The sequence below is a fragment of the Lutispora saccharofermentans genome (assembly GCF_024363565.1).
Taxonomy (GTDB): Bacteria; Bacillota; Clostridia; order Lutisporales; family Lutisporaceae; genus Lutispora; species Lutispora saccharofermentans.
This window is the reverse complement of record NZ_JAJEKE010000019.1, coordinates 62,246-87,422: the sequence shown is the minus strand read 5'-3', so window position 1 is coordinate 87,422 and position 25,177 is coordinate 62,246. Positions and strand designations below refer to the sequence as shown.

Below are 25,177 nucleotides of genomic sequence, written 5' to 3'. Positions count from 1 at the left end.
ATCTATTAATTATTTTAACACTTAACTAACCCGCTCTAAGTCCCCCGCCTCTATAGGCAGCGGGCACCCCAGGGTGTCTTCTCTTGCCCCAGAGGGGCAATTCACCTTATGCCAAGAGCGGATAAGTCCAGTATGGACTCGACTAAAATTCAGCGGGAGTCGAATCTCCCACTGAATGAAGTCTCGTTCAATGTTAATATTCCGCGTCAACCTCTTGAACAAGACTTCATTCAGCGTTAAGTCACAAGAGATAAGATAGGATGCTTTTCCCTGCAAAAATTGATAATGCAAATATTATCAAACATGCAACAATATAAGAAAATTTCAAAGAGAGCTTATAGCCCTTTATCAGCAAAAAATTGTTGAAAATCTTAATAATAGCAGTGCCAATAAGTAAAATAAACACAGAAATAACCATTAAACAGATTATCAATTTCAGAATCATTAAATCACATCCAAAAAATAGTTCCATCAAGGCTTACAGATATTGATTTTCAGAGATTATACATAATTATATATTATCATACATAATTCGCCAGTACATTCAAATCCTTATGGTACTTTTGTACTAATTTTAGCAATGCTTTTGCCACATTTTTGACATTGATGTAAAGAAGGCTTCTCAAGCACTAAAAAGCAGTGGGGCGATTTGAAATGTCCTCACTGCTTTTATCACATTGCTGCTACTCATAAAGCTGCTTTTCTTTTTCCATTTTCCGAATCCTTCTTATATAAGATATAAGCATCCGGGTTAAAATAAATGCTATCAGCCAGTTTATTATCGAGATGTATGCATTGCCATAAGAACCGCTCTCGTTTCCTATAGATAATCCAAGATGCAGATTGTAAACAGCTGCAAGCAGATTTACAACGGTGAGAGGGGCGATGAAAGCTGCGACTTTTTTGTAGTATTTTATCCGCGAATCATAATCCGAATATAGATCGAAGGGCCCTTCTGACCTCTTCTTGCGGAAATAGACCCAGCGCATATAGGTATCGACATGTTCAGCTCCCGTCTCCTCTATAAAATTTATATATTCCTTGCTTTCGGGATGCTCGGGAAGCTTTTCCAGCAGCTCCATTCTATATATATACTCTCCCGGAGTGCCTTCCTCAAATGTATATCTTGCAAAGCTGTAGCTTATAAAGTTTAGCCCTCTTTCAGCCATATCGTTAAGCCATTTTTCTTCTTTTTCAAAGTTTACAAAGGCCTTCCATACTTTTTTCATTTTTCATAACCTCCAATAATCCGCTTGCCGTTATCAAGCAATTCCTCTAATCGCTTGATTTCATCCAAGACTATAGTCCTCCCCAGATCAGTTATCACATATTCCTTTTTTCTGCTGTCTGCTTCCTGTTCAAGGGCCTTGATCCAGCCCTTTGATAGCATTGTGCTTATGGCTCCGTATAGAGTGCCCGCCCCCAGGCTGACCCTGTTGTTGCTTATTTCCTTAACAAACTGCATGATTCCATAGCCATGCATTGGTTTATGAAGCGCTAAAAGGATATAGTATACACCTTCGGTCAATGCCCCGTGTTCGTTGCTATCCGTCATTTATACCCCTCCTGAAAATTATTGTCATGATTTTCTATATCGCATGTAGTTATATCCATCATCGTTATATCGTTAGACGTTATATCGTATTCCTAATATATCACCTTCCGATATACTTTGCAACAGTTTTTTTATATTATTAAGAATATGTTAAATCGAAAGCTCATATTGCTAATAGGGGGTTTTACTGTGTTATACTTTAAGTAGAACTTCAAGATTAAGCTGCAACTAAAAACATATAATTAAACATACCAATTTTATGGGAGGGCTTCAAATGGGAATAATCAAAGCTGTGGCGAGTGCAATAGGAGGGTCACTGGCGGATCAGTGGCTGGAGGTCATAGAGCCTGATAATATGAGTGATACAACCGTATTTGCCGGCGGGGTCAAGGTGAGGAAGAACGACAGGCGCAACTCAAATATAAAGGGTACGGATAACACAGTTTCTATCGGTTCGGTCATCCATGTATACCCGAATCAATTTATGATGATTTTGGATGGGGGAAAAGTTGTAGATTTCACCGCAGAGGAAGGATATTATACTGTCAATAATTCATCACTGCCCTCGCTGTTCTCGGGCAGCTTAGGCGATGCAGTAAAGGAGTCCTTCAATCGAATAAAGTATGGAGGAGTTACTCCGACTGCCCAAAGAGTATATTATATAAACCTTCAGGAGATAAAAGGCATCAAGTTCGGAACCAAGAATCCTCTGAACTATTTTGATAATTTTTATAACTCGGAGCTGTTTTTGAGAACCCATGGAACTTATTCCATAAAGATTACAGATCCCTTGCTGTTTTACCAGGAGGCCATTCCGAGAAATAAGGATATCGTTGATATACAGGATATAAATGAACAATATTTATCAGAGTTCCTGGAAGCCTTACAAACCTCTATAAATCAAATGTCCGTTGACGGCATCAGGATATCTCATGTGGCATCTAAAGGCAGTGAGCTGAGCCAATATATGTCCAATGTATTGGATGAGGAATGGAAAAAGATGAGGGGCTTTGAGGTTCAAGCAGTAGGAATTGCCAGCATATCATATGACGATGAATCCAAAGAGCTCATCAATATGCGAAACAAGGGTGCAATGCTTGGAGACCCGAGCGTTAGGGAGGGCTATGTCCAGGGCTCCATTGCCCGGGGCCTGGAGTCAGCCGGCTCAAATCCGTCAGGAGGGGTTGCAGCCTTCATGGGTATGGGAGTGGGCATGCAGGCCGGGGGAAGCTTCATCGGTGCAGCATCTCAAGCCAATATGCAACAAATGCAGCAGCAGGTTCAGCAAGCGCGGCAAGCCGGGCAGCCCCAGGCAAAGCAGGCCCCGGCAGAGGCTCAGCCTGCAGCAGACCAATGGAAATGCGGCTGCGGCATCATAAATAGCGGTAAATTCTGCACAGAATGCGGAAATAAGAGGCCCCAGGAAGTCAAATGCACAAACTGCGGTCATGTCATCAGCGGACAAAAGCCTAAGTTCTGTCCCGAATGCGGGAATCCGTTTAATTGATATATATTGAATTCAGGAAGTGATAATATGGCTGTTGAAAGCATCAAATGCCCAAGCTGCGGCGGCGGGCTTAAATTTGATCCGGAGATTCAGAAATCCAAATGCGAATACTGCTTGAGCGAATTTACCACCGAAGAATTAGACAAATTAGCTGAGAGCTTTGAAAATAAATCTGCCGGTCATGGGCATCTCATGGGGTATATCTGCAATAGCTGCGGAGCGGAAGTGGTGACTGAGGAAACCACATCTGCAACCTTCTGCTACTATTGCCATAACCCGGTGCTGCTTACCGAAAGGCTTACAGGAGAGTTTAAGCCGACAAAGATCATCCCATTTGCTTATGATAAGGATAAGGCTGTCTCCCGTTTCTTATCTTGGGCAGAAACTAAAAAGTTTGTTCCCAAGGATTTCTACAGTGCTTCTCAATTGGAGAAAATAACGGGCATATATATACCCTACTGGATGGCCGATGTAGAAGCAGATGTGAATTACTCGGGAAAAGGGGTTAATCTAAGGGTGTGGAGAACCGGAAATACCGAATATACGGAGCACAAGGAGTTCAGAATCGACAGGCGGGGCACCATCGATGTCGATAATATTCACGAGATAGCCATGAGAAAGATCGATAAAGCCCTCATCGATTCCATCTCTCCCTATGATGAGTCAAAGGCCGTTGATTTTTCCATGTCCTATCTGAGCGGTTTTTTTGCAGAAAAGTATGATATTCAAAAGGAAGAGATAAAGCCGGGTATAGAGGACAGGGCGAAAGCCTATGCCTCCAACTTGCTCCAGGATACTATCGGAAGCTATCACAAAGTATATATGAATAATACCGATATGGATATATCCATCAAGGGCTGGAATTATACCCTTCTGCCCGCATGGATACTCACTTATATATATCACGGCAAAACATACATCTATGCCGTAAATGGCCAGACGGGCAAATCCTTTGGCGAGCTTCCCGTAGACGGCAAAAAGCTCGGCGCTGCAACGGGCATGATAGCAGCAGCGGTGTTTGCAATTTCTATAATAGGAGGGATGCTGCTATGGTAAGGAGAGCAATATACAGATCATCAGCCATAATCCTAATATTTATTTTTCTTTTAGCTTTCATGTCTTCAGCATTTGCGGACAAAAGCTTTGCCGTTGACATGGCAGGGGTTTTTACAGCCGAAGAAAAAGAAAGCCTGGAGCAAAAAGCAATCGCATTGGGCCGGCAGTTTAGCATGGATATAGTGATCGTAACCACCTCAGATGCTGAGGGAAAAAGCTCCAGGGACTATGCGGATGATTATTTTGATTATAACGGCTATGGAACAGGTGCAGATAGAGACGGCATACTTTTTTTGATAGACTTTGATAACAGCGAAGCCTATATATCCACATCGGGGAGTGCCATACGGTACCTGACGGATGAAAGAATAGAAAGCATATTGGATGATGTGTTTGATAAGGGGCTTTCCGATAGGAGATATTATGATGCTGCTTTTGCATTCCTGGACTCTGCCGAAGCATTTTTAAATAAGGGAATCCCAAAGGGTCAATACACTGTCTCTGAGCCGGTGGAAAATACGCTGACCACCGCCGAAGTGGTCATCGGGGCAGCCGTTTCCGGAGTATCGGGCTTAATCTTCCTGTCCGGGACAAAGAGAAGATATAAGAGCAAGCCCAAGGCCCGGATATTTGAATATAAGAATAACAGCCACTTGAATTTGGGTATAACAGAAGATAATCTTGTAAACAGCTATGTGACTACAAGGATAATCCCGGTTGCAAATAAGCCTCCACGCTCGTCCTCTTCCGGCAGAAGCACAGTCCATCGCTCCAGCAGTGGAAGGTCTCATGGCGGAGGAGGAAGAAAGTTTTAGAAAGAGGTATTATTATGTCATTTTATGAATTCATAAGCAAAAATCCCAGTATTATAAAGCCCTTTGCATTATTCGGGACAAGCCACATACTGGCTCTTACGACCGTAATATTTTTTATTACCGTATTTACAAACCTGTCGAACAAATATGAAAGGGTTCACAAATTTTATAAGGCGTTCCTGCTTATAGCCTTGCCTGTGCAGGAAATCACCTTCAGGCTATGGGATTGCTTTTACCAGGATTTAAGGTTTGAATCCCTGCTTTCTCTGCATTTATGCAGCATAGCCATATTTTTGTGCATAATCATCTTGGTGAAATATAATCAATCTATGTTTGAAATACTGTTTTTCTGGGGATTGGGCGGGGCCACACAAGCATTGCTGACTCCCGATATATCCATCTACGGCTTTCCCCACTTCAGGTTTTTCCAGGTATTTCTGTCCCACGGCCTTATAATAGCTACCATAATCTATTTTCTGCTTGTAGAAGATAAAAGGGTTCGAAAGGGTTCATTGAAAAGAGTTTTGATAAACACCAATATTTATGCTCTATTTGTTTTCTTTATAAACTCAATATTTAAAACTAATTATCTGTTTATAAATCATAAGCCCTATACGCCATCATTGATAGACCTATTGGGGCCATGGCCCTTTTATATCATCTGGCTTGAATTGATCATGATAGTAGTATTCACGTTGCTATATATGCCTGTTTTGTATGTAGAAAAGCATGCAGTAAAAGAAGAATTAGAGGCATCATCGTAATCGAAAGAATTGGCCGTCCCTGTTGCTTCCGGAAGCAGCGGGGACGATTCTTTTTGCTTCCATTCATCTCAAGCCATTGCCCGGCTTTTTTTGCTTTTGCTATGTATATACTGATAAGGTTGTACATAAATATGATTTAGAGGATGAAGAGCTTAGTGTTGCTTATATAGGCAGCCTGGCTCTGGGATAATCAATATGCAAATCAATAAAAAGGGGGTAGTTCAGTGATTAAAAAGGTTGCAGTTCTTGGAGCCGGAGCAATCGGAGGAATAACCGGTGCGCTGCTCTATGAAAAAGGCGTCGATGTAGTGCTGATTCACCACAATGAGGAATTCGTCAGCATAGTCCGCGAAAAAGGGCTTCATATTGACGGGCTTGAACAGGATCGGTACATTAAAGTACCTGTGGTAAAAAAACCGGAGGATGCAGGATGCAAATTCGATATGGTCATCCTGGCGGTGAAAAACACCAGCAACAAAGGAGCAGTGCCTTCCATACTCCCGTATCTCAGTGAGGATGGGTTTATTCTAAGCGTGCAGAATGGAATCCCTGAGGATGAACTCTTTACCCTGGCAGGCAAAAACAAGATTGTATCGGGTATGACAGGCTGGGGAGCAAACAATACGGAGCCCGGCCACCTTACAAAGACTACCGGCGGTATTTTTGAAATCGGAGAATATATGGGCAAGCCGTCCAAAAGAGTGCTGGAAGCTGCTGAAATCCTGAGGTATGCATTTGAAGTAAAGGTGATACCCTTTATGGTGGTGCTTAAATGGTATAAGCTGTTTGTCAATGCATCCATGAGCGGCATGGGTGCGATTTCAGGATATCTGTACGGCGATACCCTGGCTGATGAAAATGCGACAAGGCTTGCAATAAAGATAATCACAGAAGCATATGATGTCACCAGGAAAGCCGATATACCATTCCCGGAAAAAGCATTAGCTCCATTTCCTGCACCGGATAAGCTTACGGCAAGATCAGAGCCTGTGCTGAAAAAAACTGCAGCTATGCTGAATGCGGTTTTGAAGGATCACCATGCGATAAAATCCTCAGTCCTTCAGGATCTTGAGAAGGGCAAGAAGACCGAGATCGATTACTGGAACGGATATATTTCCGCCGCAGGCAAAAAGCTGGGAGTTGAGACACCGGTAAATGACGCTATAACAAGCATGGTCAAGGAAATCGAAGCAGGTACAAGAAAGATAACTCCCGATAATATCAAAGAGCTATGCGGCAAAGGGCTTCATACATTCCCCAAGGAATATTACCAGGGGGTTATGGATGAATATAAGGATGTGACTCAATGCATCATCTGGCCTCAGCCCTCTATCGGCTTCATGCTGAGCGATACATACAGCAGGCCCTTCTTTGAACCCGGATCACCTAAGTGGGATATTCCAAAACCTTTCGTGCTGAAGATCGCAGCATGCGGCGCTTATATAATGCCGTCCGTCAATCCAAATCAGCCTTTGACTCAGGCTTTAATAAACCAGCAGGTAGAAAAATCCATAGATATCGGTGCATGTGCCTGCCATATTCACGTGCGTGATGATAACGGCATGCATACCCTTGAATTATCACGCTTCCATGAGGTCATAGATAATCTCAGGGCAAAGTATGGAAAGGAAAACCTGCTCATCGACGGATGCCCCGAAGGAGGGAAAGACTTCCTTGACACCTGCGGACCATTGATTGAGTTCAAGGATGATTGGGAGACCTGTCCTTTGACATGCGCAGCCGTGTGGTTGGGCAATCTGTTGTTTATACCCTCCACCTCCAAGGCAACTCAGGGAATGGGTGAGATAATGGAATCTGTGGGCATAAAACCGGAAATGGTATGCCATGATCTGGGAGATATAGACAATGCAAGAAGATGGCTTATAGATACCGGTATAGTCAAGAAACCGTATTATTTCCGCATTTGCATGGGAGAGCCGGGCTGGGGCACCGTGACCAATCCGAGGGCCCTCATGGACACTTATCGCCAGGCATGTGACAGAATACTTGAAATCGATCCGGATTCTAAGGTCATGGTATCCATGTCAGGCCGCGCGGGTATCTGGGGCGTAATGCTTGCCGCTATGTACGGCCCTCCGATAATAGGCGCAAGGGTAGGCATGGAAGACTCTATATGGATGAGGCCCTTTGATGATGAGGTTATAAAGGATAATCCTTCAGTAGTAGCAGAAATTGTTAAGGGTCTGGAGTTCTTGGGCAGGCGCCCTGCTACTGCAAATGAATATAGAGAAATGCTAGGTCTCCCCAAGATATATGATAAGAAGTAATAGAAAAACAGTTGAATCAAAAAGAATCACTCCTGCTGCTTTCGGGTATACAGAAATAGCTCATATACGTATAGATTTGTTTGCAGAAGTGCTGTATAATATATCTTACTTTAGGAAGTATTCCCAGACATATTTTGTGCAGGAGGGATATTGATGAAAAAAATAACAGCGGTTATGATCATACTTGCAATGGTGTTTACCTGCGGTTTCAGCGACACTGCTCCGACCGGATTATGGACCAAATATACAGCGGCTGATGGCAGCTTCTCATTCCATTATCCCAAAGAATGGGAGGTCATAGCGAATGAATCGGCCGTGTCAATCGATAATGCAAAAACGGATGAGCAGCTGATGATGGCAATGATCCCATACGATAAAGACAAGAGTCCGGCCGTCATGGCCAACGATTTTATCGCTTTGCTGAAAAAGAGCAATCCCAACATACAGGCTTCCAATTGGCAGACGGATCCTAAAACTGGCGGCAGCCAGGTCATCTTTGATCTTTCCGATAAAATTGACAAAAAACAATATAATGGTTCGGGGATCGTTATCAAAGATGGTCAACAAGCTATCTGGTTCTCATATACGGCACCGGCCGCAGTTTGCTCACGTGACCGCGGCATCGCCCTGTTGCAGGGTTTCATAGGATCGCTTGCGTCCGGATCAAGCTCTAAAGACCCGGAGATTATTTATGATCCTGATTTGACCGCCAAAATCGATGCCAATGCCAAGGGGTTCATATTCGTCTTGGAGTTTGCGCTGGGAGCTCCGCTTACCGGAAGCCAGGAGCAGGCAATTCTGGATGAATTGAAAAGCGGCTGGCGCTCGCTGACGGAAAAGGAGCTGACCGAGTACGATCAGTATCCGGCGCTTGCTAAAGCTATATTGGTGATGGGACAGAAGGATTTGGAGGAATTGCGGAGCGAACTTGAAAAGACCATCATAGAGTGGATTGACGAATCTCCCGATTCCGATGAAGCTGTAAAGATAATCCGAGATCAGTTGAAAATCCGGGGCAAGGAAGTGATTGCCGGTGAGCCGCCGCTTACAGAGATGTCTTTGACCGCATACAGTGAGATCATCGCCTATTCAAGGCTGCTGCGGCAAAATCCCAAAGCGATGCCGGAACAGATCTCCCCGGATTCGGTGAAAGAGATCAAAAAACAAGTTCAGGATACCTGGAAAACCTTTACAGGTGAGGAACGGCAGCAAATCGCCGCCTCTCCAGGCTTATGGATCTGTCTCAGGACATTGCTGGCCAATGGTTCCAAGAGCGAACAGGATAAAGTCCGAAGCGATCTTCTCAAACTCACCCCGGAAACCCAGACTATAAAAAACAACGAAAAGTCCGGAACCGAAGAAAAGCCCATGAGCATGGCCGCGCATAATTCATTGATGGCCATTCAGCAAATGACTTTCAATACCTATATGTGGAGCCGGGGCTTTAATTATAGCCCGGCCTTCGGAAAGATGTGGTAAGAGCATTGATGTAAAGAATAAGAATCGGGGACGGCTCAGACCGTCCCCGATTCATTTGCATCCAAAGGCCGCCTCTACAGCTTCAGCTTGGCAAGGGCGTCAGCGAGAGCCGTATTCATCGGCTCTTCTTTAGTTTTGTTCTGGTTTCTCAGATAATTTGCCACATCTCTTTTGGATACATTCACATCCTCTTTCTTCCTTCTTTCATTGAAGGCAGAAAGCTTCTCTCTATAGCCGCAGCTGCATACAAATATCTGCCCTTCCCCCTCGCCGTGAAGCTCCAGCTTCTTATGGCAATTGGGGCATCTGGCATTGGTTATTTTAGACAGTCCTTCTCTATGGCCGCATTCTCTGTCCTGGCATATGAGCATCTTCCCCTTTTTCCCGTTGACCTCCAGCATGTACTTGCCGCATTTGGGGCATTTGGTCCTGGTCATATTGTCATGCTTGAACTTTTCCTGGCTGTTTTTTATTTCACTCACCACAGCTTTGGCATAACTCCTCATATCATCCAGGAATAAATCCTTGTTCAATGAGCCCTTTGATATGGAACCAAGCTTTTGTTCCCAAACTGCAGTCAGAGCAGGGGATCTCAGCTCCTCCGGCACCAGCTCCAGCAGCTGCCTGCCCTTTGAGGTTATATATATATCCTTGCCTTTCTTCTCTAAAAGGAAGGTGTTGAACAATTTTTCTATTATATCGGCCCTGGTGGCAACAGTGCCTATACCGCCGGTTTCACCTATGGTCTTTATCAAATCCTTGCTCTCTCCTGCCATATATTTTGCCGGGTTTTCCATGGCTGAAAGCAGCGTGCCTTCGTTGAAAGGTGCCGGAGGCCTGGTGAGCCCCTTTGTCTGCACCAAAGTATTGATGATGAGCTTTTCTCCCTTTTCTATTTTAGGAAGCATCTGATCTCTCAGCTCATCCTTGGAGTCCTCTTCCTCATCAGAATCCAGGCTGTTGTTGTAGACTTCCTTCCAGCCGTAATTTATAACAGTTTTGCCTTTAGCTATGAAGGCTTCATCTCCTATTTTCGCCTTTATGGTTGTTTCCTCATATTCAAAGGGCGGGTATAAAACCGCCATAAAGCGCTTAACAACCAGATCATATATCTTCCTTTCCCTATCGTTCAAGCTGCTGAGATAGACCTTCTGCTCAGTGGGAATTATGGCATGGTGATCGGAAACCTTGCCATCATCTACAAAGCTCTTGTTTGCCTTTATGGGGCTTCTTAAAATTTTAGCCGCTGCCGCGGAGTATGAGCCCACACCGCATGCCTTTACCCTCTCCGCCAATGTATCTACAATGTCCGAAGACAAATATCTCGAGTCGGTCCTGGGATAGGTCAGAAGCTTATGGTTTTCATATAGGCTCTGCATTATGGATAAGGTTTCCTTGGCAGAGAAGCCGAAAAGCTTGTTGCCGTCCCTTTGAAGCTCGGTAAGGTCGTAAAGTGCCGGAGAAAAGCTTTTCTTATAGGCTTTGTTCACCTCAGCCACGATCCCATCCCTGCCCTTAATAGAGGCAAGTATCTTATCGCATCTATCCTTGTCAAAAATACGCGTTTCCTTGGTATGGGAGTCCTGCCATATAAGCTTCATACCCTTGGCTATAGCGTTTATCCCATAATACTCCCTTGGTTTAAAGCTATTTATCTCCTCTTCCCGCCTGGCCACCATCGCCAAGGTAGGGGTCTGCACCCTGCCGCAGGAAAGCTGGGCATTGAATTTGCAGGTCAACGCCCTGGTGGCATTGATGCCCACTATCCAATCCGCTTCAGCCCGTGCCACAGCCGAGGCATACAGATTCTCATATTCCCTGCCGTTTCTCAGCCTGGCAAAGCCTTCCCTTATGGCCTTGTCCGTGACGGAAGAAATCCACAGCCTCTTTATTGGCTTCCTTATTTGTGCCTTTTCTATTATCCATCTTGCAACCAATTCGCCTTCACGGCCTGCATCGGTTGCTATTATGATATCGGACACATCATTTCTTTTCATCTGCTCCCTGACGGTGGAATACTGCTTTGAGGTCTGCTTTATTACCACAAGCTTCAGCTCCTTCGGCAGCATCGGCAGATCCTCCAGTTTCCAGGTTGCATATTTATCTCCATAGGCCTCCGGATCCGCCAAGGTCACCAGATGCCCCAAAGCCCAGGTCACAATATATTTTTCACCTTCGAAAAATCCATTGTCCTTTTTACCGCAATTCAAAACTCTTGCCAAGTCCCTCCCCACGGAAGGCTTCTCGGCTAATACCAATGATTTACTCATACAAACAATCCTCTCAATATAGTCTCTCCTAATATTATAACATTTTTAGCGATAAAGGCTTATATATTTTGAATTGCATAGGCGGGTTTAATAAAAGGCAGGTAAATGAATACGCTGCCTTTTACTTTTTATAGCTTATTCTCTCTATTCACTTAAAAAATCCAATGCATACTGAGCATAAAGGGCTGCTCCCATTTCCAGGGCATCCTCGTCGATATTGAATCTCTCGTGATGATGCGGATAGTTGCTCTCCTTTTCTTCATTTCTCACTCCGACAAAAGCAATAGCTCCGGGAGCTTTCTCCAGATACACGGCAAAATCCTCTCCTCCTGTCACTTTCTCCATGAGGGATACCGAATCTGCGCCGAAAAGCTTTTCAATGGTTTTTATTGCTCTCCCTGAACTTGAAGCATCATTGATAGTGGGCGGCGTGCCAAGAGTGTACTCTAATTCTGCTTGGGCTCTATAGCTTTCTGCCGTGCTCTTAATGATCCTCTCCATCATTTTGGGGAATCTTTCCCTGATCTCAGGGCTGAAGCATCTTGTCGTTCCTTCTAAAACGGCTTCGCTGGCTATGACATTGAATCTTGTGCCTGAATTCAGTACCCCGACGCTGACCACGGCTGATTCCAAGGGGCTGATCTCTCTGCTTACGATGGACTGCAAATTCATGACAATTGCTGAGGAAGCAACCACTGCATCTATGCCTTGATGAGGAAGGGAACCATGCCCGCCTTTACCTTTTACCTTTATCTTGAACAAATCTGCAGAAGCCATTCTAGGTCCCGCTTCCACGGATATTTTACCTTTTTCCAGATCACTCCATAGATGTATCCCAAAAACTTCATCCACGCCGTCCATGCAGCCTTCCTCTACCATAGCATATGCGCCTTCAGCCATCTCCTCGGCAGGTTGGAAAAAGAGCCTTACGGTTCCTTTCATGCCGTCTTTCATCTCATTCAGCATCTTCGCTGCACCCAATAGCATGGCTGTATGCCCGTCATGGCCGCAAGCATGCATTACGCCCACATTTTTTGAACAATAGGGCACTTTATTTTGCTCTTTTACCTGAAGAGCATCCATGTCAGCTCTCAGGGCTATCGTTTTGCCTTCATATTTACCTTTTATGGTAGCCATGACTCCTGTTTTGGCTATCTCTTTGTACGGCACTCCCAGCTTGGCAAGCTCTTCTTTGATCCTGCCGGAGGTTCTTACTTCCTGCCAGCTGATCTCAGGATGCATATGAAATTCTCTTCTTAAATCCACTATATATTCTTTATACTGCTTTGCAATATCTCTGATTTTCATTTATATCTCCTTTCCCAAATCCAATAGTGTATGGTACATTAACTCAATACCTCTTTGCAGATCCTCATAATCGGTCCATTCCTCGGGGCAATGGCTCCTGCCGTTCTTGCTGGGTACGAATATCAGGCCCACCTTGGTGAGCTCTGACATCACCATGGCATCATGGCCCGCTCCGCTGAGCATATTCATCCAGGAAAAGCCCAGGGCTTCACAGTTTTTATAATGAAGCTCGATTATTTCTTCATCCATCTCTACCGGGGGTACTTCAAGCTTGCTTTCAATGGTATAAATTACTTCCTTTTCTCTCTTTGCACCCTCCAGCCTGCTTTTTACAAAGTCTATTACCTTGCATATGGATTGTTCATCCTTTGATCTCACATCTATAGTGAATATTACTTTCCCCGGCACTATATTGGCAGCCCCCGGAAGCGCCGTAATGGTTCCGACAGTCGCTACCGTGCAATCCTTCAATGATCCGGCAAAACTGCTGATGCTGTATATGACGCCTGCTGCTGCATCCAATGCATCCTTTCTCATATCCATGGGAGTAGTTCCTGCATGATCGGCACGTCCCTCTATGACCACTTCCACCTGGTTTATGCCCACTATATATTGAACGACTCCTATGTTTTTCCCCTCATGCTCCAATATAGGCCCCTGCTCAATATGCAGCTCCAAAAAAGCTTTTATATCCTCAGGCTTTCTGGCAGATTGTAAAATATTATCCGGATCCAGGCCAAAATCGGCCATGGCCTTTGCAATAGTTATTCCGTCCTCATCTTTTAACAGCTCCAGCTGCTCCCTTGTAATCTTTCCCGCCATTGCCCTGCTTCCAAATAAGCCGCTGCCAAAACGGCCGCCTTCTTCTTCAACGATTGCAATAAACTCAACAGGATGATTCAATTCTATTTTGTTCTCTTTAAGGACCCTTGAAATCTCAAGAGCTGTTACAACTCCTGCATTGCCATCGAAATTTCCACCGTTTTTCACGGAATCAAAATGAGAGCCCAGCATGATCACAGGAGCATCCTGGTCTTTGCCTTCCAGCCGGCCTATTATCGTGCCTGCTCCGTCTTCATATACCCTAAGCCCGGCTTTCTCCATCTCTTTTTTTATATATTCTCTCGCTCCCCTGTCTTCCTTCGTGAAAGAAAAACGGGTCAAGCCTTCTCCCGGTGTCGCATTATAACGGGATAAAGCTTCAATATCTTGTGCTATTCTAATCAAATTTGTCTTCATATATTTCTCCTAATAATCAAACGTAATTTTCAACAGGTCTATCATAAGAACTTGATAAAAACACCGGCTATAATGACGGATGCAATTGTTACTGTTGTAAATCCGCCTACCAGCATCTTGGGAAGCATCTGATCTATTAAAAATTCCTTTTCTTCCGGAGTTTCCGCCAAAGCCTTTGATGCTTCATCCGTAAGTATATAGTTGGGAGGAAATCCGTAGAGGGCTGTCAAGGCTACTGAAAAAGCCATTTCTTTAGAATAGCCTAATTTTTTGCCTATAACAGTGGAGAACAAGGCCATGCCTGCAACTCCGATAATGATGATGCCTAACAATGGAATAAAAATCTCCACTAACATGGCCGGTGTAGCCTTGGCCAGTTGAGCAAATACATATGCCATAAGCGAAGTCATAAGCCAGCCGAAGGAATTTGATTCATTCAAAGGCTTTCTTTCCAAAAAACCGATCTCAGAAGCAATGACGCCAAAGATCAAACATACCACATATCTTGATACCACTTCATTTGTTGCCGCAGCAAAGCTGACAGCGGCCCATGCAACTAATCCGAGCTTTGCTAAATACATGTAAGTTGTCCGGTACTTTTCCGGCAAGGGAGGGAATATACTATATTTGGACTTCTTAGGTGTATCAACATTGAAGTCCTTAGGTTTTGCTGCAACCATTTCACCGCTTCTATAAAGCGACAGCAAACGTTTTCCTTCCTTCTTTAAGCACAAAGCCGTCAGCGGATAACCGGCAAAGCCCTGCATGACATACATCACTATTGCCAGCACTGCCAAATCCTGCATCCCTTTTGCCGCGAAAGCATCCGACATCATTATGGCTGCCACTATACCGCCGGTTAAAGGGGGAGTGCCTGCTACCACAGCATCCCAGCCAAACAGCAAAGTTCCTATGGTCATTGTGCCTGCGCACATTCCCACTAAACCCATAAAGGCAATCGTAATAGTCTTCCATTGACTTATCAATTCGCTCACACTCATCATGGTTCCCATGTGAGTTATGAGCAGGTACATAGCTAATAGAGCAAAAGGCATTCCCAAACTGGAAATATCGATCAAATCTTGAGGAAGAAAAGTCCAAAATCCTATTAAAAACAATATTGCAGATACAAACACAGAAGGTATAAATGCTTTAGTTTTAGCTGATATCACATCTCCTATTGCCAAAACCACCAGTACGACACAAAAAGCCATAATAATACTCATAATAAGCCTCCTTTTACTTTTCCACAGGCTAATGTCTATTCTGTATAAAATCATCTCCTTCTTATTTAGCCTATGCATTGTTTCTAATATTCTTTTTATGTGCAATGTTTGTGCCAATTTTCTAAATTTAAAAAAGTTTTTATAAATTGTTTATTTTCAAGCCTCTCGCGAAGCCTATTTTATTTTTATAGTGAAAAAACTCCAAAAAAAATAAAAGTGATGAATTTATTCATCACAAAAGATTCCTCTCGTCATCATTTAATATTTTTGTATTTATTTAATTTTTTTACCACAGTAGATTGATCTATTTCCAGAACCTTGGCGACCTCTCTCGTTGTCTTGAATTCTTCCATAGCCTTAAACAAAAGCTCCTTTTCTACTTTTTCTACCGCCTGCTTAAGAGGTATTATCCCGTTTATTTCTATTGTTGCCCTTTCATTAGAGCCATAAACCGTATTATACACATGGCTTGCATCTATCATATCCTGGCCGCAGGTTATGATAAGCCTCTCTATGACATTCTCAAGCTCCCTTATATTGCCGGGCCACTTATATTGTGCCAGAGCCTTGTGGGCTTCCATAGTCAATTGCTTGTCCATGCAGTATTTATTATTGTATTTGCTCAAGAAATGATGAGTGAGCAGAGGGATATCATCCATTCTTTCCCTTAAGGGAGGTATGAATATGGGAAGGACATTAAGCCTGTAGTATAAGTCTTCTCTAAAGCCTCCGTCCTTCACCATAGCTTTCAGATCCTTATTGGTCGCTGTCAATATGCGCACATTGAATTTTGTGGGGCTTGAGCTTCCCACCTTATATATCTCATGATGCTCTAATGCATGAAGCAGCTTTACCTGAAGGTACAAAGGAATCTCGGCAATCTCATCTAAAAAGATCGTTCCATTATTAGCTATCTCAAAGAAGCCCTTTTTGCCGCCTTTTGCAGCACCGGTAAAGGCTCCTTCCACATATCCGAACAGCTCAGATTCCAGCAGGTTTTCCGGGATGGCACCGCAGTTTATCTGTACAAAAGGATTTTCTCGCCTTGAACTGAGCTTATGGATTGTTTTGGCGATGAGATTTTTCCCCACCCCTGTTTCCCCCTGAAGCAAAACTGTAGCATCTACTCTGGATACCTGATTCACCAGGTTGAAAATCTTCTTCATAGAAGATGCTTCATTATATATAAAGGTTTCTTCACATTCCTGCTTTTTCAGCATTTCATAACGATACCAGTCGAGAAGCTCTTCTGTTTCCTTAAGCCTGTTATTCAGCTTTTCAATTTCGGTTATATCTCTGGATATGTTTATTATGCGTTTTAACCTTCCCTTATCGTCAAACATCGGGATACCAATGACCATAAACCGTTTTCCGCCCTGGGTGATCTGTACCGATGATATCTTTTTGCCGGTTTCCAAAACTACTCGAGTCACTGAATTGTCCACAATTCCCATTCTCTCTACATCGTAACAACTTGAGCCTATGATCTCATCTTCCGAAACACTGAAAATCTCTTCCGAACCCTTGCTAAGCCTTAAAAACATACCTTCTCCATCAGCAATGCTTATAAAATCAAAGGTGGTATCAAGGATCAAATTCATCTCTTCATATATTTCTTTATGATGCTCCAGTTCCTTTAGGAGTTCTTCCAGCTGCTTTTTCTCCACAATAATAAACACCTCCATCCATCATTGATTTAACGAATCCTGTTTAAGCCTCCGGCGTTTTGCCCTCTTGTATTTTTTCTGCCAGTTCATTGAGATAAACCCATCTCTCCATCTTTTCCTCCAGCAGCTTTTCCTGCTCATCCTTTTCAAGCAGCAGCTCCTGCAGAAGCTCATAATCTGAAGCCGCTTCGTTTATCTTCTCTTCAAGCTCCCGGATATTCTCTTCTATTGAAGCAATAACTTCATCTATTTGTTCATATTCCTTTTGTTCCTTATAGGTGAATTTCAAAGCTTTCGGCTTTTCCCTGGCCTCAGCCCTTTTTTCCCTTGTATCCTTATGGTCTTCCTTATCGGCTGTATTCTCATCTGATTTTTCTTTGAAATCGGAATAGTTCCCCGTATACCGGGCTATGCTGCCATTCCCTTCAAAGCAGAAAATCTTTTCCGCCGCCTTATCCAGAAAATATCTGTCATGGGATACGGCAATCACTGCTCCCGGGAAGCTTTCGAGATAATCCTCCAATATGGTCAAGGTTTCAATATCCAGATCATTGGTCGGTTCGTCCAGAAGCAGTACATTTGGTGCCTCAATCAGCACCCTCAGAAGATGAAGCCGCCTTCTCTCCCCTCCGGAAAGCTTTCCTATGGGTGTCCACTGCATCGTCGAATTGAACAAAAAAGTCTCCATCATCTGGGAAGCACTGAGCTTGTATCCTTCTGCATTGGCAATGTATTCGGCACCTTCCCGCACATACTCTATGGCTCTCATATCATCATCCATATGACAGGTCTCCTGGGTGAACATTCCTATACGGACTGTCTCTCCTATATCTACATGTCCTCTGTCCGGCGCAATCTTGCCGGCTATGATATTCAAAAGGGTTGATTTGCCTATGCCGTTAGGCCCTATTATGCCTATGCGGTCATCCCTGAGAAGTATATAGCTGAAATCCTCTATAAGCTTCTTATCACCGTAAGCTTTGGATACGTCATGGATTTCAATTATCTTCCTTCCAAGCCTGCTTCCTCCCACGGATATCTCAAGCTTATCTTCTATAAAATCAGGATCTCTGTCTCTCAGCTCTTCAAAGCGTTGTATTCTCGCTTTCTGCTTTGTACTTCTTGCCTTGGCTCCCCTTTTAATCCAGGCCAGCTCTTTTCTCAGCAGATTTTGCCTTTTTTCCTCGCTGGCCCTTTCCATCTCTTCCCGAAGGAGCTTTTTCTCCAAGAAGCCATCATAGTTTCCGTCGTATTCATAGAGTCTGCCTCTATCCAGCTCTATCGTTTTATTCGTAACTCTCTCCAAAAAGTATCTGTCATGGGTTACCATGAGCAGTGCACCTTTTCTCTTGTTGAGATAAGCTTCCAAATAATCTATTATGTCATTATCCAGATGGTTGGTAGGCTCGTCGAGTATCAAAAGGTCCGAGGGGTTTATGAGAGCGGCGGCTAGAGCTATGCGCTTTTTCTGCCCGCCGGATAAAGTGCTTATCTTTGCATTAAAATCAAATATGCCCATTTTGGTCAGTATGGCTTTCGCTTCACTTTCCACATTCCAGGCGTCCAGAACGTCCATCTCATGGGTGAGCCTTATGATATCGCCTCCCGCTCCGGCTTCGAGAGCTTTTTCATATGCCCTTATCAGCTTCATCACAGGGGTATCGCCTCTGAATACCTGCTCCAGCACAGTGTCATCGGGATGAAAGTCCGGGCTTTGGGGGAGATATTCAACAATAACTGAGCTGCCCTTAGTGATCCTTCCCTCATCAGGCACTTCATGACCTGCTATTATTTTTAAAAAAGTGCTCTTGCCTGTACCGTTTATGCCGATAACTCCTATCTTATCGCCGTCGCTTATTCCAAGGCTTATATTTTTCAGCAATATTTTTTCACTGTAGCTCTTGCTTATATTTTCTGCATTCAATATATTCATTAATATCACATCCTATTGTATATATTATCACATAGCAGGAGCTTCAATCCATAGAGAGTTTATGCTTCCGGTGCACGTGCCTTTTTGAACGAGACTTCATTCAGAGGGGGATGGGAGCCCCCACTGAATGTTAGTCGAGTCCATAGAAGGTGAATTGCCCAACAGGGGCAAGAGAGGCTGCCCTGGGGCACTGGACTTAGCTGCTCTTGGCACCCGCCGCCTATAGAGGCGGGGGTCGCCTGTGCCCTGTGGGTATAGAGCGGGTTAGTTCAGTGATAAACTTTGCAAATAGATTGAAGTGTATTAAAATGATATAGTAAATAAAATATGATTCTATGATAGGAACTGATGATATGAAAGACGAGAAGCAAAAAGAACTGTCCCGAATGCTTCTGAGATTGTCTGTCCGCAATCTGGTAGAGTTTGTGCTCCGCTCAGGGGATATAGAGTCTGGATTTGTAAGCATGGATAGAGCCTTGGAGGGAAGCAAAGCCCACAGAAGGCTGCAGAAGTCCTACGGTGATGATTATAGGGCGGAAGTGCCGCTGAAGAAAACCATAGAGTTTGATGCTTACAGCCTGGTCATAGAAGGCAGGGCTGACGGCATCCTCATTGAAGATGATGAGGTAATAATCGATGAAATAAAGTCTGTGACCTTGCCCCTTGAGCTGGTGAATGAGGATTATGACTTCAGGCACTGGGCTCAAGCCATGTGCTATGGGTATATATACGGTGAGGAAAACGGCTTAGAGAGCCTCACCATACAATTGACATACATACAACTGGACACGGATGAGACCAAGAAGTTGAGAAGGAGCTTTGATATAGCAGAGCTTGAAGATTTCTTCGATGATCTGGTCAAGAAATATTGCGTTTGGGCCGATTACAGCAGCTCATGGATATCCCGCCGGGATGAATCCATCAAAAGCCTGTCCTTTCCCTTTCCCCAGTACAGGAAAGGCCAGAGGGAGATGGCCGCATCCGTGTATAGGGCCATAAGGGATGAAAATATACTTTTTGCCCAGGCGCCGACAGGGATAGGCAAGACGATATCCTCCGTTTTCCCTGCAGTGAAGGCCATGGGCGAAGGCAAAACCTCCAAGATATTTTATCTCACCGCAAAGACCACCACCCAAAAAGTAGCAGAGGAAGCCTTTCAGCGCATGAGGGATAAAGGCCTGCAATTTATCTCCATCACCATAACGGCGAAGGATAAGATCTGCTTCAAGGAGGAAAGGGAGTGCAATCCGAGATATTGCGAGTATGCTAAAGGCCATTTTGACAGGATAAACGAAGCCTTAATGGATATGCTGTGCAATGAAACCCAGATGGATCGGGAAAAGCTGCTCCTTTACGCAGAAAAGCATAGGGTCTGCCCTTTTGAATATTCCCTGGACTTGGCCATTTGGGCGGATTGCGTGATATGTGATTATAACTATCTCTTCGACCCCAGCGCAAGCTTGAAGAGATTCTTCATGGATAAGAAGTCCGATTTCACCTTTCTCATAGATGAGGCCCATAATCTGGTGGACAGAGCAAGGGAGATGTATTCTGCGGAGCTGCACAAAAAAGATTTCCTTGAGCTTAAAAAGCAGATGAAGGACAAAAACAAAGAGCTGCATACCGCATGCGGCAGCATAAATAAATATTTCATCGAATTTAAAAAGAAGCTTGAGAATGAAAATCACTTTGTAAGCCGGGAAGAGGACAAGGACCTGTACCATCTGCTGAACTCCTTTGTCATAAAGGCCGACAAATACCTGGCTATGAACGAAGACAGCCATAAGGACGAGGAGTTCATGTCCTTGTATTTTGGCGTGCTGAATCTTCTGAAGATATCCGAAAACTATGATGAGCATTATGTAACTTATATTGAAAGGTTCAGCAGTGATGTGAGGCTGAAGCTTTTTTGCCATGACCCTTCCCTGCTCATAAGCCAGGTCCTGAAAAAAGGCCGAGCTGCAGTTTTCTTTTCCGCGACCCTTCTGCCCATGGATTATTTTCTGGAAATATTGGGCGGCGGAGAAAACAGCAAAGCCATATATCTCCACTCTCCCTTTGATATAAGGAACAGATGCCTTTTAATAGGGGACAATGTAGCAACCCGCTATACAAAAAGGGATACAAGCTACAGCAGAATAGCGGACTATTTGTACAGTACCGTAGAAAGCAAAACAGGCAACTATATGGTATTCTTTCCTTCCTATAAGTATATGGAGAATGTTTATGAGGAGTTTATGGCCAGATATCCGGGATTCAATGTCAAGATTCAATCTCCCGGCATGACGGAAGAGGAAAAAGAACTTTTCATGGAGTTTTTCCAGCCTGAGCCCAAGGCTCATAATATAGGATTCTGCGTATTGGGAGGAGTTTATTCGGAGGGAATAGACCTGAGAGACGATAGGCTCATAGGAGTTGTTATTGTAGGGGTGGGACTGCCTCAGCTCTGCCTTGAGAGGGATATCATAAAGGACTACTACGATAACAAGAATCACAAGGGCTTCGAGTATTCCTACATGTATCCGGGCATGAACAAGGTGATGCAGGCTGCAGGCAGATTGATCCGTTCAGAAACCGACAGGGGAGTCATACTCCTGCTGGATGAAAGATTCTCACGCTGGGACTATCAGAAGCTTTTCCCCAGGGAATGGTTTCCCCACACCAAAGTCAATGAAAACTGTTTGCCCAAAATTTTAAAGGACTTTTGGAGTTAGCTCAGTCACTGCCACTCCAAAAGCCTTTTTTCCCCTTCCATCCTTTTTATTTCTGTTATATCCTGGCTCACCTCTAAGACTCCTTTGTATTCACCCTGGGCATTTCTCAATGCAAAATATTGAATCAAAATAGTTCTGCCTTTCATTTGAATCCAGAAGATTGCCGTATCCTTATTGCCCTGTCTGAATTCCTCAACTATTTTATCAACAACATGGACGCTCTCAGAGGGGTGGCAATTCCTCACATCCCTCCCTATTACCGCTGGGGAGCGGGGAAATAACCTATCCTTCGGCTTTGTAAAGAATCTCACCTTGTTGTTTTCATCTACAAAGGACAAATCCACGGGCAAGGAGTTAAAAATCATTAGTGCCTGCTCAAAGCTCAGCTCTCCTGTTTCTGTTTTCATTATAAAACTATTTTCTTCTTTCACAACTTCATCTGCCATATCAGATAAAGCCTCTCTATCCATTGGCGGCTTCTCAATAAAAGGAAAATCGTATTCGAAGCTCTGCTTTTTCATGTCAATCCATTCTTCCTCATTTATTACCTCCAAAGCAGCCGGGAATAATATATACTGCTCTTTGTGAGAAAGACCATATAGTATAAAAAATAAATTTCCTATCTCAGCATTAAAATCAGTTTCACTGGGCTCCTTTGATTGAAGCAGGCATATAAGCTTATTTAGTGATGCCCGGGCTTCATCATGGAGGGACCACATGATGGTGAGGCCCGAAAACTTCTCCATCTTTTTTTCCAGATAAGGAAACAGTATGTTTTCTTTTTTTACATAGTGAGCGTTGAACTGCTGAAGCTCTTCAATGCGCTTTAAAAGTTCAAGCCTGTTGCTTTTAAAGTCTTTCCTTTTGATAATCTCCTTAATGGATGACAGTTTATTTTCCAATTCTTCATTCTCTTTCATAAGAGTATCCAAAAAGCTGTCCTTGGGAGGCTTTTCCCAGATATACATGCTTAAGGATCCGTGAAAGACGTGAATCACCTTATCCAGGATCTCTAAAATTTTCTTAGGTGTAGTGCCTCTATCAAGCTGATGGAAAAAGACTTCAAAGGCTTCCTGGGGCGTCACATTTTGTATGTCATCTTTGTATTGATTATATAGCATGGTACCGTCTTTCCTGTCCATTACTCCGCGGACGTAGTCTTTTAATCTGTCTGCTCTTGTCATATTGATTTCCATTGGAGATCCTCCTTTACCTGATAAGTTTCATCAGCTCATCCATTTCATTCTTGGTTATATTTCTCCAGTGTCCTGTTTTCAGCAGGCCTAATCTGATGTTCATTATGCGGATGCGCCTCAGCTTAAGCACTCTGTAGCCAAAGGCCTCACACATGCGGCGTATCTGGCGGTTCAAGCCCTGAGTTAGTATTATGCGGAAGGTGGTTTTGTCCACGGGATATACCTTGCAGGGCTTTGTCTTTCTCCCAAGTATCTCGACACCCTCAGCCATACCCTGCAGAAAATCATCCTTTACAGGCTTGTTGACGGTCACTATGTATTCCTTCTCATGATTATTCTCGGCCCTCAATATTTTATTCACTATATCTCCGTCATTTGTCATAAGAATAAGGCCTTCAGAATCCTTATCCAGCCTTCCGACGGGGAAAACCCGCTGGGGATGATCTACAAAATCCACTATATTATCTGCAACGCGGCGATCCGTGGTGCACTCTATGCCAACAGGCTTATTCAAGGCTATGTAGACCTTTTTTTTCTTTGAGCCTACAGGTCTTCCGTCTATACATACTGCATCGCCAGGCTCCACAACCGTTCCCAGCTCACAGGTCTTCCCATTTATGGTCACTCTTTTTTCTTCTATAAGCTTATCCGCTTCCCGCCGCGAGCAGGCTCCGCTTTCGGCTATATACTTATTTATCCTCATATATTATTATTTTCACCTTTCCCTTGTCCGATCATCTATAGGACCTTTTCCATCTGGCAAATAGAAACCCCCATGCAAAATAAATGAGAAGAACTATAACAGCGGTCAATATTCTTTCACTTATATTTCCATCGGCAAAAACTACAGGTCCTACGCCAAAATATGTAAGTAAAATGAAGGATACTATGAATATAGTGTACATTAAATAATACATCGGCGATTTCTTTTCCACGAGCACTTTCCTTTCGTCGTTTATGCATATTTTAAGGGAGCCGCATTACAAATGCGCCTCCCTATATTATACCATAATATTTGGACTAAATACCTCAGCATTAGAAAGCCAATTATATAAGTTGCAATAAATACGTTACATAGCTTTTATCAGTTAATATAAGCCTACTGCTGTAAAATATTTAATGCGTTATATATAGATAAACTTTTTTCCCATGGGTTAAGCATTTCCCGTTTCTTCTGCAGGAACATCTTCGCTGTTGGATTCGGCAGTATCGGTCATTTCATCAGCTTCATCTATCTTCGCTGATGTGACTACGGCCAGAGGAACATCCTCCATATTGGCACATGTCACGGCATCAGGAAGATCAATATCAGCCAGCAGTATAGTATCACCGCTTTTGGCATTGCTTACATCTACCTCTATCACATCGGGAATGAACTTTGCTTTCCCTGTGAGCTGGATTTCATTTGCATTGATTTGCAGAATCAAACGATTGTATATCAATGCATCCGTGCCTTTAAATACCAAAGGTACACTGTGGCTTATTTCAGAGTCTTGATTTACAACCTGGATATCCATATGGATCAAATCCCCTGTAAGCACATCTCTTGTGGTATCCTTTATAAAGCCGAAACTTTCCTTTTCATTCAGGACTACTGTTAACTTGGCTCGGCTGCCGGATTCCTTTATCAGCTTATCTGCGTCCTTCTTTCTGAACTTGACCGAAGCTGCCTCAACTTCTTTTCCGTAGATAACACCAGGCACAAACTGCTCCCGTCTTACTTTATGACCTTTTTCATTCCTTTCAAAAACTTCTAGCTTAGCTGTTCTCATACAAACGCCTCCCTTTTCATAAATTTTATCACTGAACTAACCCGCTCTATACCCACAGGGCACAGACGACCCTCGCCTCTATAGGCGGCGGGCACCCCAGGGTGTCTTCTCTTGCCCCAGAGGGGCAATTCACCTTATGCCAAGAGCGGCTAAGTCCAGTGCCCCAGGGCAGCCTCTCTTGCCCCTGTTAGGCAATTCACCTTCTATGGACTCGACTAACATTCAGTGGGGGTTGAATCCCCCTCTGAATGAAGTCTCGTTCAACCTGTGGCCGAATAATGTAAGATTCGCCACCGGATAAGGATTTCTAAAAGAAACCTGTCGATACGAGCTATACAAAGCCTTTCACTAGTTTATCCTATTATACCATATGTATTATAATAAGGCT

Annotated in this window: 19 protein-coding genes; 7 read left to right on the top strand and 12 right to left on the bottom strand. The window is 43.7% G+C overall.

Translation table 11 applies throughout. From position 1 onward, the window contains the following. Nucleotides 1-683 precede the first annotated feature (683 nt). On the bottom strand, nt 684-1,229 hold the full coding sequence (locus LJD61_RS17115) for a DUF2812 domain-containing protein (RefSeq protein ID WP_255228772.1): 546 nt from the start codon (nt 1,227-1,229) through the stop codon (nt 684-686). Next, on the bottom strand, nt 1,226-1,555 hold the full coding sequence (locus LJD61_RS17110) for a PadR family transcriptional regulator (protein ID WP_255228771.1): 330 nt from the start codon (nt 1,553-1,555) through the stop codon (nt 1,226-1,228). Before LJD61_RS17110 ends, LJD61_RS17115 begins: the two co-directional genes overlap by 4 nt. Nucleotides 1,556-1,829: 274 nt before the next feature. Between LJD61_RS17110 and LJD61_RS17105 the strand changes: the two genes are divergently transcribed. The 6 genes from LJD61_RS17105 (at nt 1,830) to LJD61_RS17080 (ending at nt 9,464) form a co-directional block, all read left to right on the top strand. Then, nucleotides 1,830-3,062: an SPFH domain-containing protein gene (locus tag LJD61_RS17105; protein ID WP_255228770.1), complete on the top strand. Its 1,233-nt coding sequence runs from the start codon at nt 1,830-1,832 to the stop codon at nt 3,060-3,062. A 27-nt stretch (nt 3,063-3,089) separates the two neighbouring features. Then, nucleotides 3,090-4,118 carry a hypothetical protein gene (locus LJD61_RS17100; protein WP_255228769.1) on the top strand — a complete coding sequence of 343 codons (1,029 nt, stop codon included), beginning with the start codon at nt 3,090-3,092 and terminating at the stop codon, nt 4,116-4,118. Beyond that, nucleotides 4,112-4,933, top strand: a complete 822-nt coding sequence (locus LJD61_RS17095; RefSeq protein ID WP_255228768.1) for a TPM domain-containing protein — start codon at nt 4,112-4,114, stop codon at nt 4,931-4,933. The genes LJD61_RS17100 and LJD61_RS17095 overlap by 7 nt, the downstream gene beginning before the upstream one ends. Before the next feature lie 14 nt (nt 4,934-4,947). Further along, the gene (locus tag LJD61_RS17090; RefSeq protein ID WP_255228767.1) at nt 4,948-5,697 is read left to right on the top strand and encodes a YwaF family protein; all 750 of its coding nucleotides are present in this window, start codon (nt 4,948-4,950) and stop codon (nt 5,695-5,697) included. Between the two features lie 224 nt (nt 5,698-5,921). Beyond that, nucleotides 5,922-7,985 carry a 2-dehydropantoate 2-reductase gene (locus tag LJD61_RS20600; protein ID WP_255228766.1) on the top strand — a complete coding sequence of 688 codons (2,064 nt, stop codon included), beginning with the start codon at nt 5,922-5,924 and terminating at the stop codon, nt 7,983-7,985. A 153-nt stretch (nt 7,986-8,138) separates the two neighbouring features. Beyond that, nucleotides 8,139-9,464, top strand: a complete 1,326-nt coding sequence (locus LJD61_RS17080) for an HMG-box domain-containing protein (protein WP_255228765.1) — start codon at nt 8,139-8,141, stop codon at nt 9,462-9,464. 74 nt (nt 9,465-9,538) lie between these two features. On the opposite strand, the gene LJD61_RS17075 is transcribed toward LJD61_RS17080, so the two are convergent. The 6 genes from LJD61_RS17075 to LJD61_RS17050 form a co-directional block, all read right to left on the bottom strand. After that, complete coding sequence (locus LJD61_RS17075) at nt 9,539-11,734, bottom strand: DNA topoisomerase III (protein WP_255228764.1); 2,196 nt, start codon at nt 11,732-11,734, stop codon at nt 9,539-9,541. A 144-nt stretch (nt 11,735-11,878) separates the two neighbouring features. Continuing rightward, on the bottom strand, nt 11,879-13,042 hold the full coding sequence (locus LJD61_RS17070; RefSeq protein WP_255228763.1) for a M20 family metallopeptidase: 1,164 nt from the start codon (nt 13,040-13,042) through the stop codon (nt 11,879-11,881). After that, nucleotides 13,043-14,281: a M20 family metallo-hydrolase gene (locus tag LJD61_RS17065; RefSeq protein WP_255228762.1), complete on the bottom strand. Its 1,239-nt coding sequence runs from the start codon at nt 14,279-14,281 to the stop codon at nt 13,043-13,045. A gap of 41 nt (nt 14,282-14,322) precedes the next feature. Then, on the bottom strand, nt 14,323-15,507 hold the full coding sequence (locus tag LJD61_RS17060) for a hypothetical protein (RefSeq protein WP_255228761.1): 1,185 nt from the start codon (nt 15,505-15,507) through the stop codon (nt 14,323-14,325). Nucleotides 15,508-15,761: 254 nt separating this feature from the next. Further along, complete coding sequence (locus LJD61_RS17055) at nt 15,762-17,174, bottom strand: sigma-54 interaction domain-containing protein (RefSeq protein WP_255228760.1); 1,413 nt, start codon at nt 17,172-17,174, stop codon at nt 15,762-15,764. Nucleotides 17,175-17,217: 43 nt separating this feature from the next. Further along, the gene (locus tag LJD61_RS17050) at nt 17,218-19,107 is read right to left on the bottom strand and encodes an ABC-F family ATP-binding cassette domain-containing protein (protein WP_255228759.1); all 1,890 of its coding nucleotides are present in this window, start codon (nt 19,105-19,107) and stop codon (nt 17,218-17,220) included. Between the two features lie 353 nt (nt 19,108-19,460). On the opposite strand from LJD61_RS17050, the gene LJD61_RS17045 reads away from it, so the two are divergent. Continuing rightward, the gene (locus LJD61_RS17045; protein ID WP_255228758.1) at nt 19,461-21,821 is read left to right on the top strand and encodes an ATP-dependent DNA helicase; all 2,361 of its coding nucleotides are present in this window, start codon (nt 19,461-19,463) and stop codon (nt 21,819-21,821) included. A 5-nt stretch (nt 21,822-21,826) separates the two neighbouring features. Here LJD61_RS17045 and LJD61_RS17040 read toward each other — a convergent pair whose 3' ends face one another. From LJD61_RS17040 to LJD61_RS17030, 4 genes are all read right to left on the bottom strand, one after another. Further along, nucleotides 21,827-23,017 carry a DUF438 domain-containing protein gene (locus LJD61_RS17040; RefSeq protein ID WP_255228757.1) on the bottom strand — a complete coding sequence of 397 codons (1,191 nt, stop codon included), beginning with the start codon at nt 23,015-23,017 and terminating at the stop codon, nt 21,827-21,829. Between the two features lie 13 nt (nt 23,018-23,030). Further along, entirely contained in the window at nt 23,031-23,720 is a 690-nt protein-coding gene (gene rluF / locus LJD61_RS17035) for a 23S rRNA pseudouridine(2604) synthase RluF (protein WP_255228756.1), read from the bottom strand. Between the two features lie 31 nt (nt 23,721-23,751). Then, nucleotides 23,752-23,922 carry a DUF6954 family protein gene (locus tag LJD61_RS20835; protein ID WP_408615741.1) on the bottom strand — a complete coding sequence of 57 codons (171 nt, stop codon included), beginning with the start codon at nt 23,920-23,922 and terminating at the stop codon, nt 23,752-23,754. Nucleotides 23,923-24,171: 249 nt separating this feature from the next. Continuing rightward, complete coding sequence (locus LJD61_RS17030; RefSeq protein ID WP_255228754.1) at nt 24,172-24,789, bottom strand: 50S ribosomal protein L25; 618 nt, start codon at nt 24,787-24,789, stop codon at nt 24,172-24,174. Between the last annotated feature and the right edge of the window lie 388 nt (nt 24,790-25,177).

Coding starts and splice junctions, on each gene's coding strand:
- LJD61_RS17115 (WP_255228772.1), bottom strand. CDS start 1,229: ATGAAAAAAGTATGGAAGGCCTTTGTAAACTTTGAAAAAGAAGAAAAA.
- LJD61_RS17110 (WP_255228771.1), bottom strand. CDS start 1,555: ATGACGGATAGCAACGAACACGGGGCATTGACCGAAGGTGTATACTAT.
- LJD61_RS17105 (WP_255228770.1), top strand. CDS start 1,830: ATGGGAATAATCAAAGCTGTGGCGAGTGCAATAGGAGGGTCACTGGCG.
- LJD61_RS17100 (WP_255228769.1), top strand. CDS start 3,090: ATGGCTGTTGAAAGCATCAAATGCCCAAGCTGCGGCGGCGGGCTTAAA.
- LJD61_RS17095 (WP_255228768.1), top strand. CDS start 4,112: ATGGTAAGGAGAGCAATATACAGATCATCAGCCATAATCCTAATATTT.
- LJD61_RS17090 (WP_255228767.1), top strand. CDS start 4,948: ATGTCATTTTATGAATTCATAAGCAAAAATCCCAGTATTATAAAGCCC.
- LJD61_RS17080 (WP_255228765.1), top strand. CDS start 8,139: ATGAAAAAAATAACAGCGGTTATGATCATACTTGCAATGGTGTTTACC.
- LJD61_RS17075 (WP_255228764.1), bottom strand. CDS start 11,734: ATGAGTAAATCATTGGTATTAGCCGAGAAGCCTTCCGTGGGGAGGGAC.
- LJD61_RS17070 (WP_255228763.1), bottom strand. CDS start 13,042: ATGAAAATCAGAGATATTGCAAAGCAGTATAAAGAATATATAGTGGAT.
- LJD61_RS17065 (WP_255228762.1), bottom strand. CDS start 14,281: ATGAAGACAAATTTGATTAGAATAGCACAAGATATTGAAGCTTTATCC.
- LJD61_RS17060 (WP_255228761.1), bottom strand. CDS start 15,507: ATGAGTATTATTATGGCTTTTTGTGTCGTACTGGTGGTTTTGGCAATA.
- LJD61_RS17050 (WP_255228759.1), bottom strand. CDS start 19,107: ATGAATATATTGAATGCAGAAAATATAAGCAAGAGCTACAGTGAAAAA.
- LJD61_RS17045 (WP_255228758.1), top strand. CDS start 19,461: ATGAAAGACGAGAAGCAAAAAGAACTGTCCCGAATGCTTCTGAGATTG.
- LJD61_RS17040 (WP_255228757.1), bottom strand. CDS start 23,017: ATGGAAATCAATATGACAAGAGCAGACAGATTAAAAGACTACGTCCGC.
- rluF (WP_255228756.1), bottom strand. CDS start 23,720: ATGAGGATAAATAAGTATATAGCCGAAAGCGGAGCCTGCTCGCGGCGG.
- LJD61_RS20835 (WP_408615741.1), bottom strand. CDS start 23,922: ATGTACACTATATTCATAGTATCCTTCATTTTACTTACATATTTTGGC.
- LJD61_RS17030 (WP_255228754.1), bottom strand. CDS start 24,789: ATGAGAACAGCTAAGCTAGAAGTTTTTGAAAGGAATGAAAAAGGTCAT.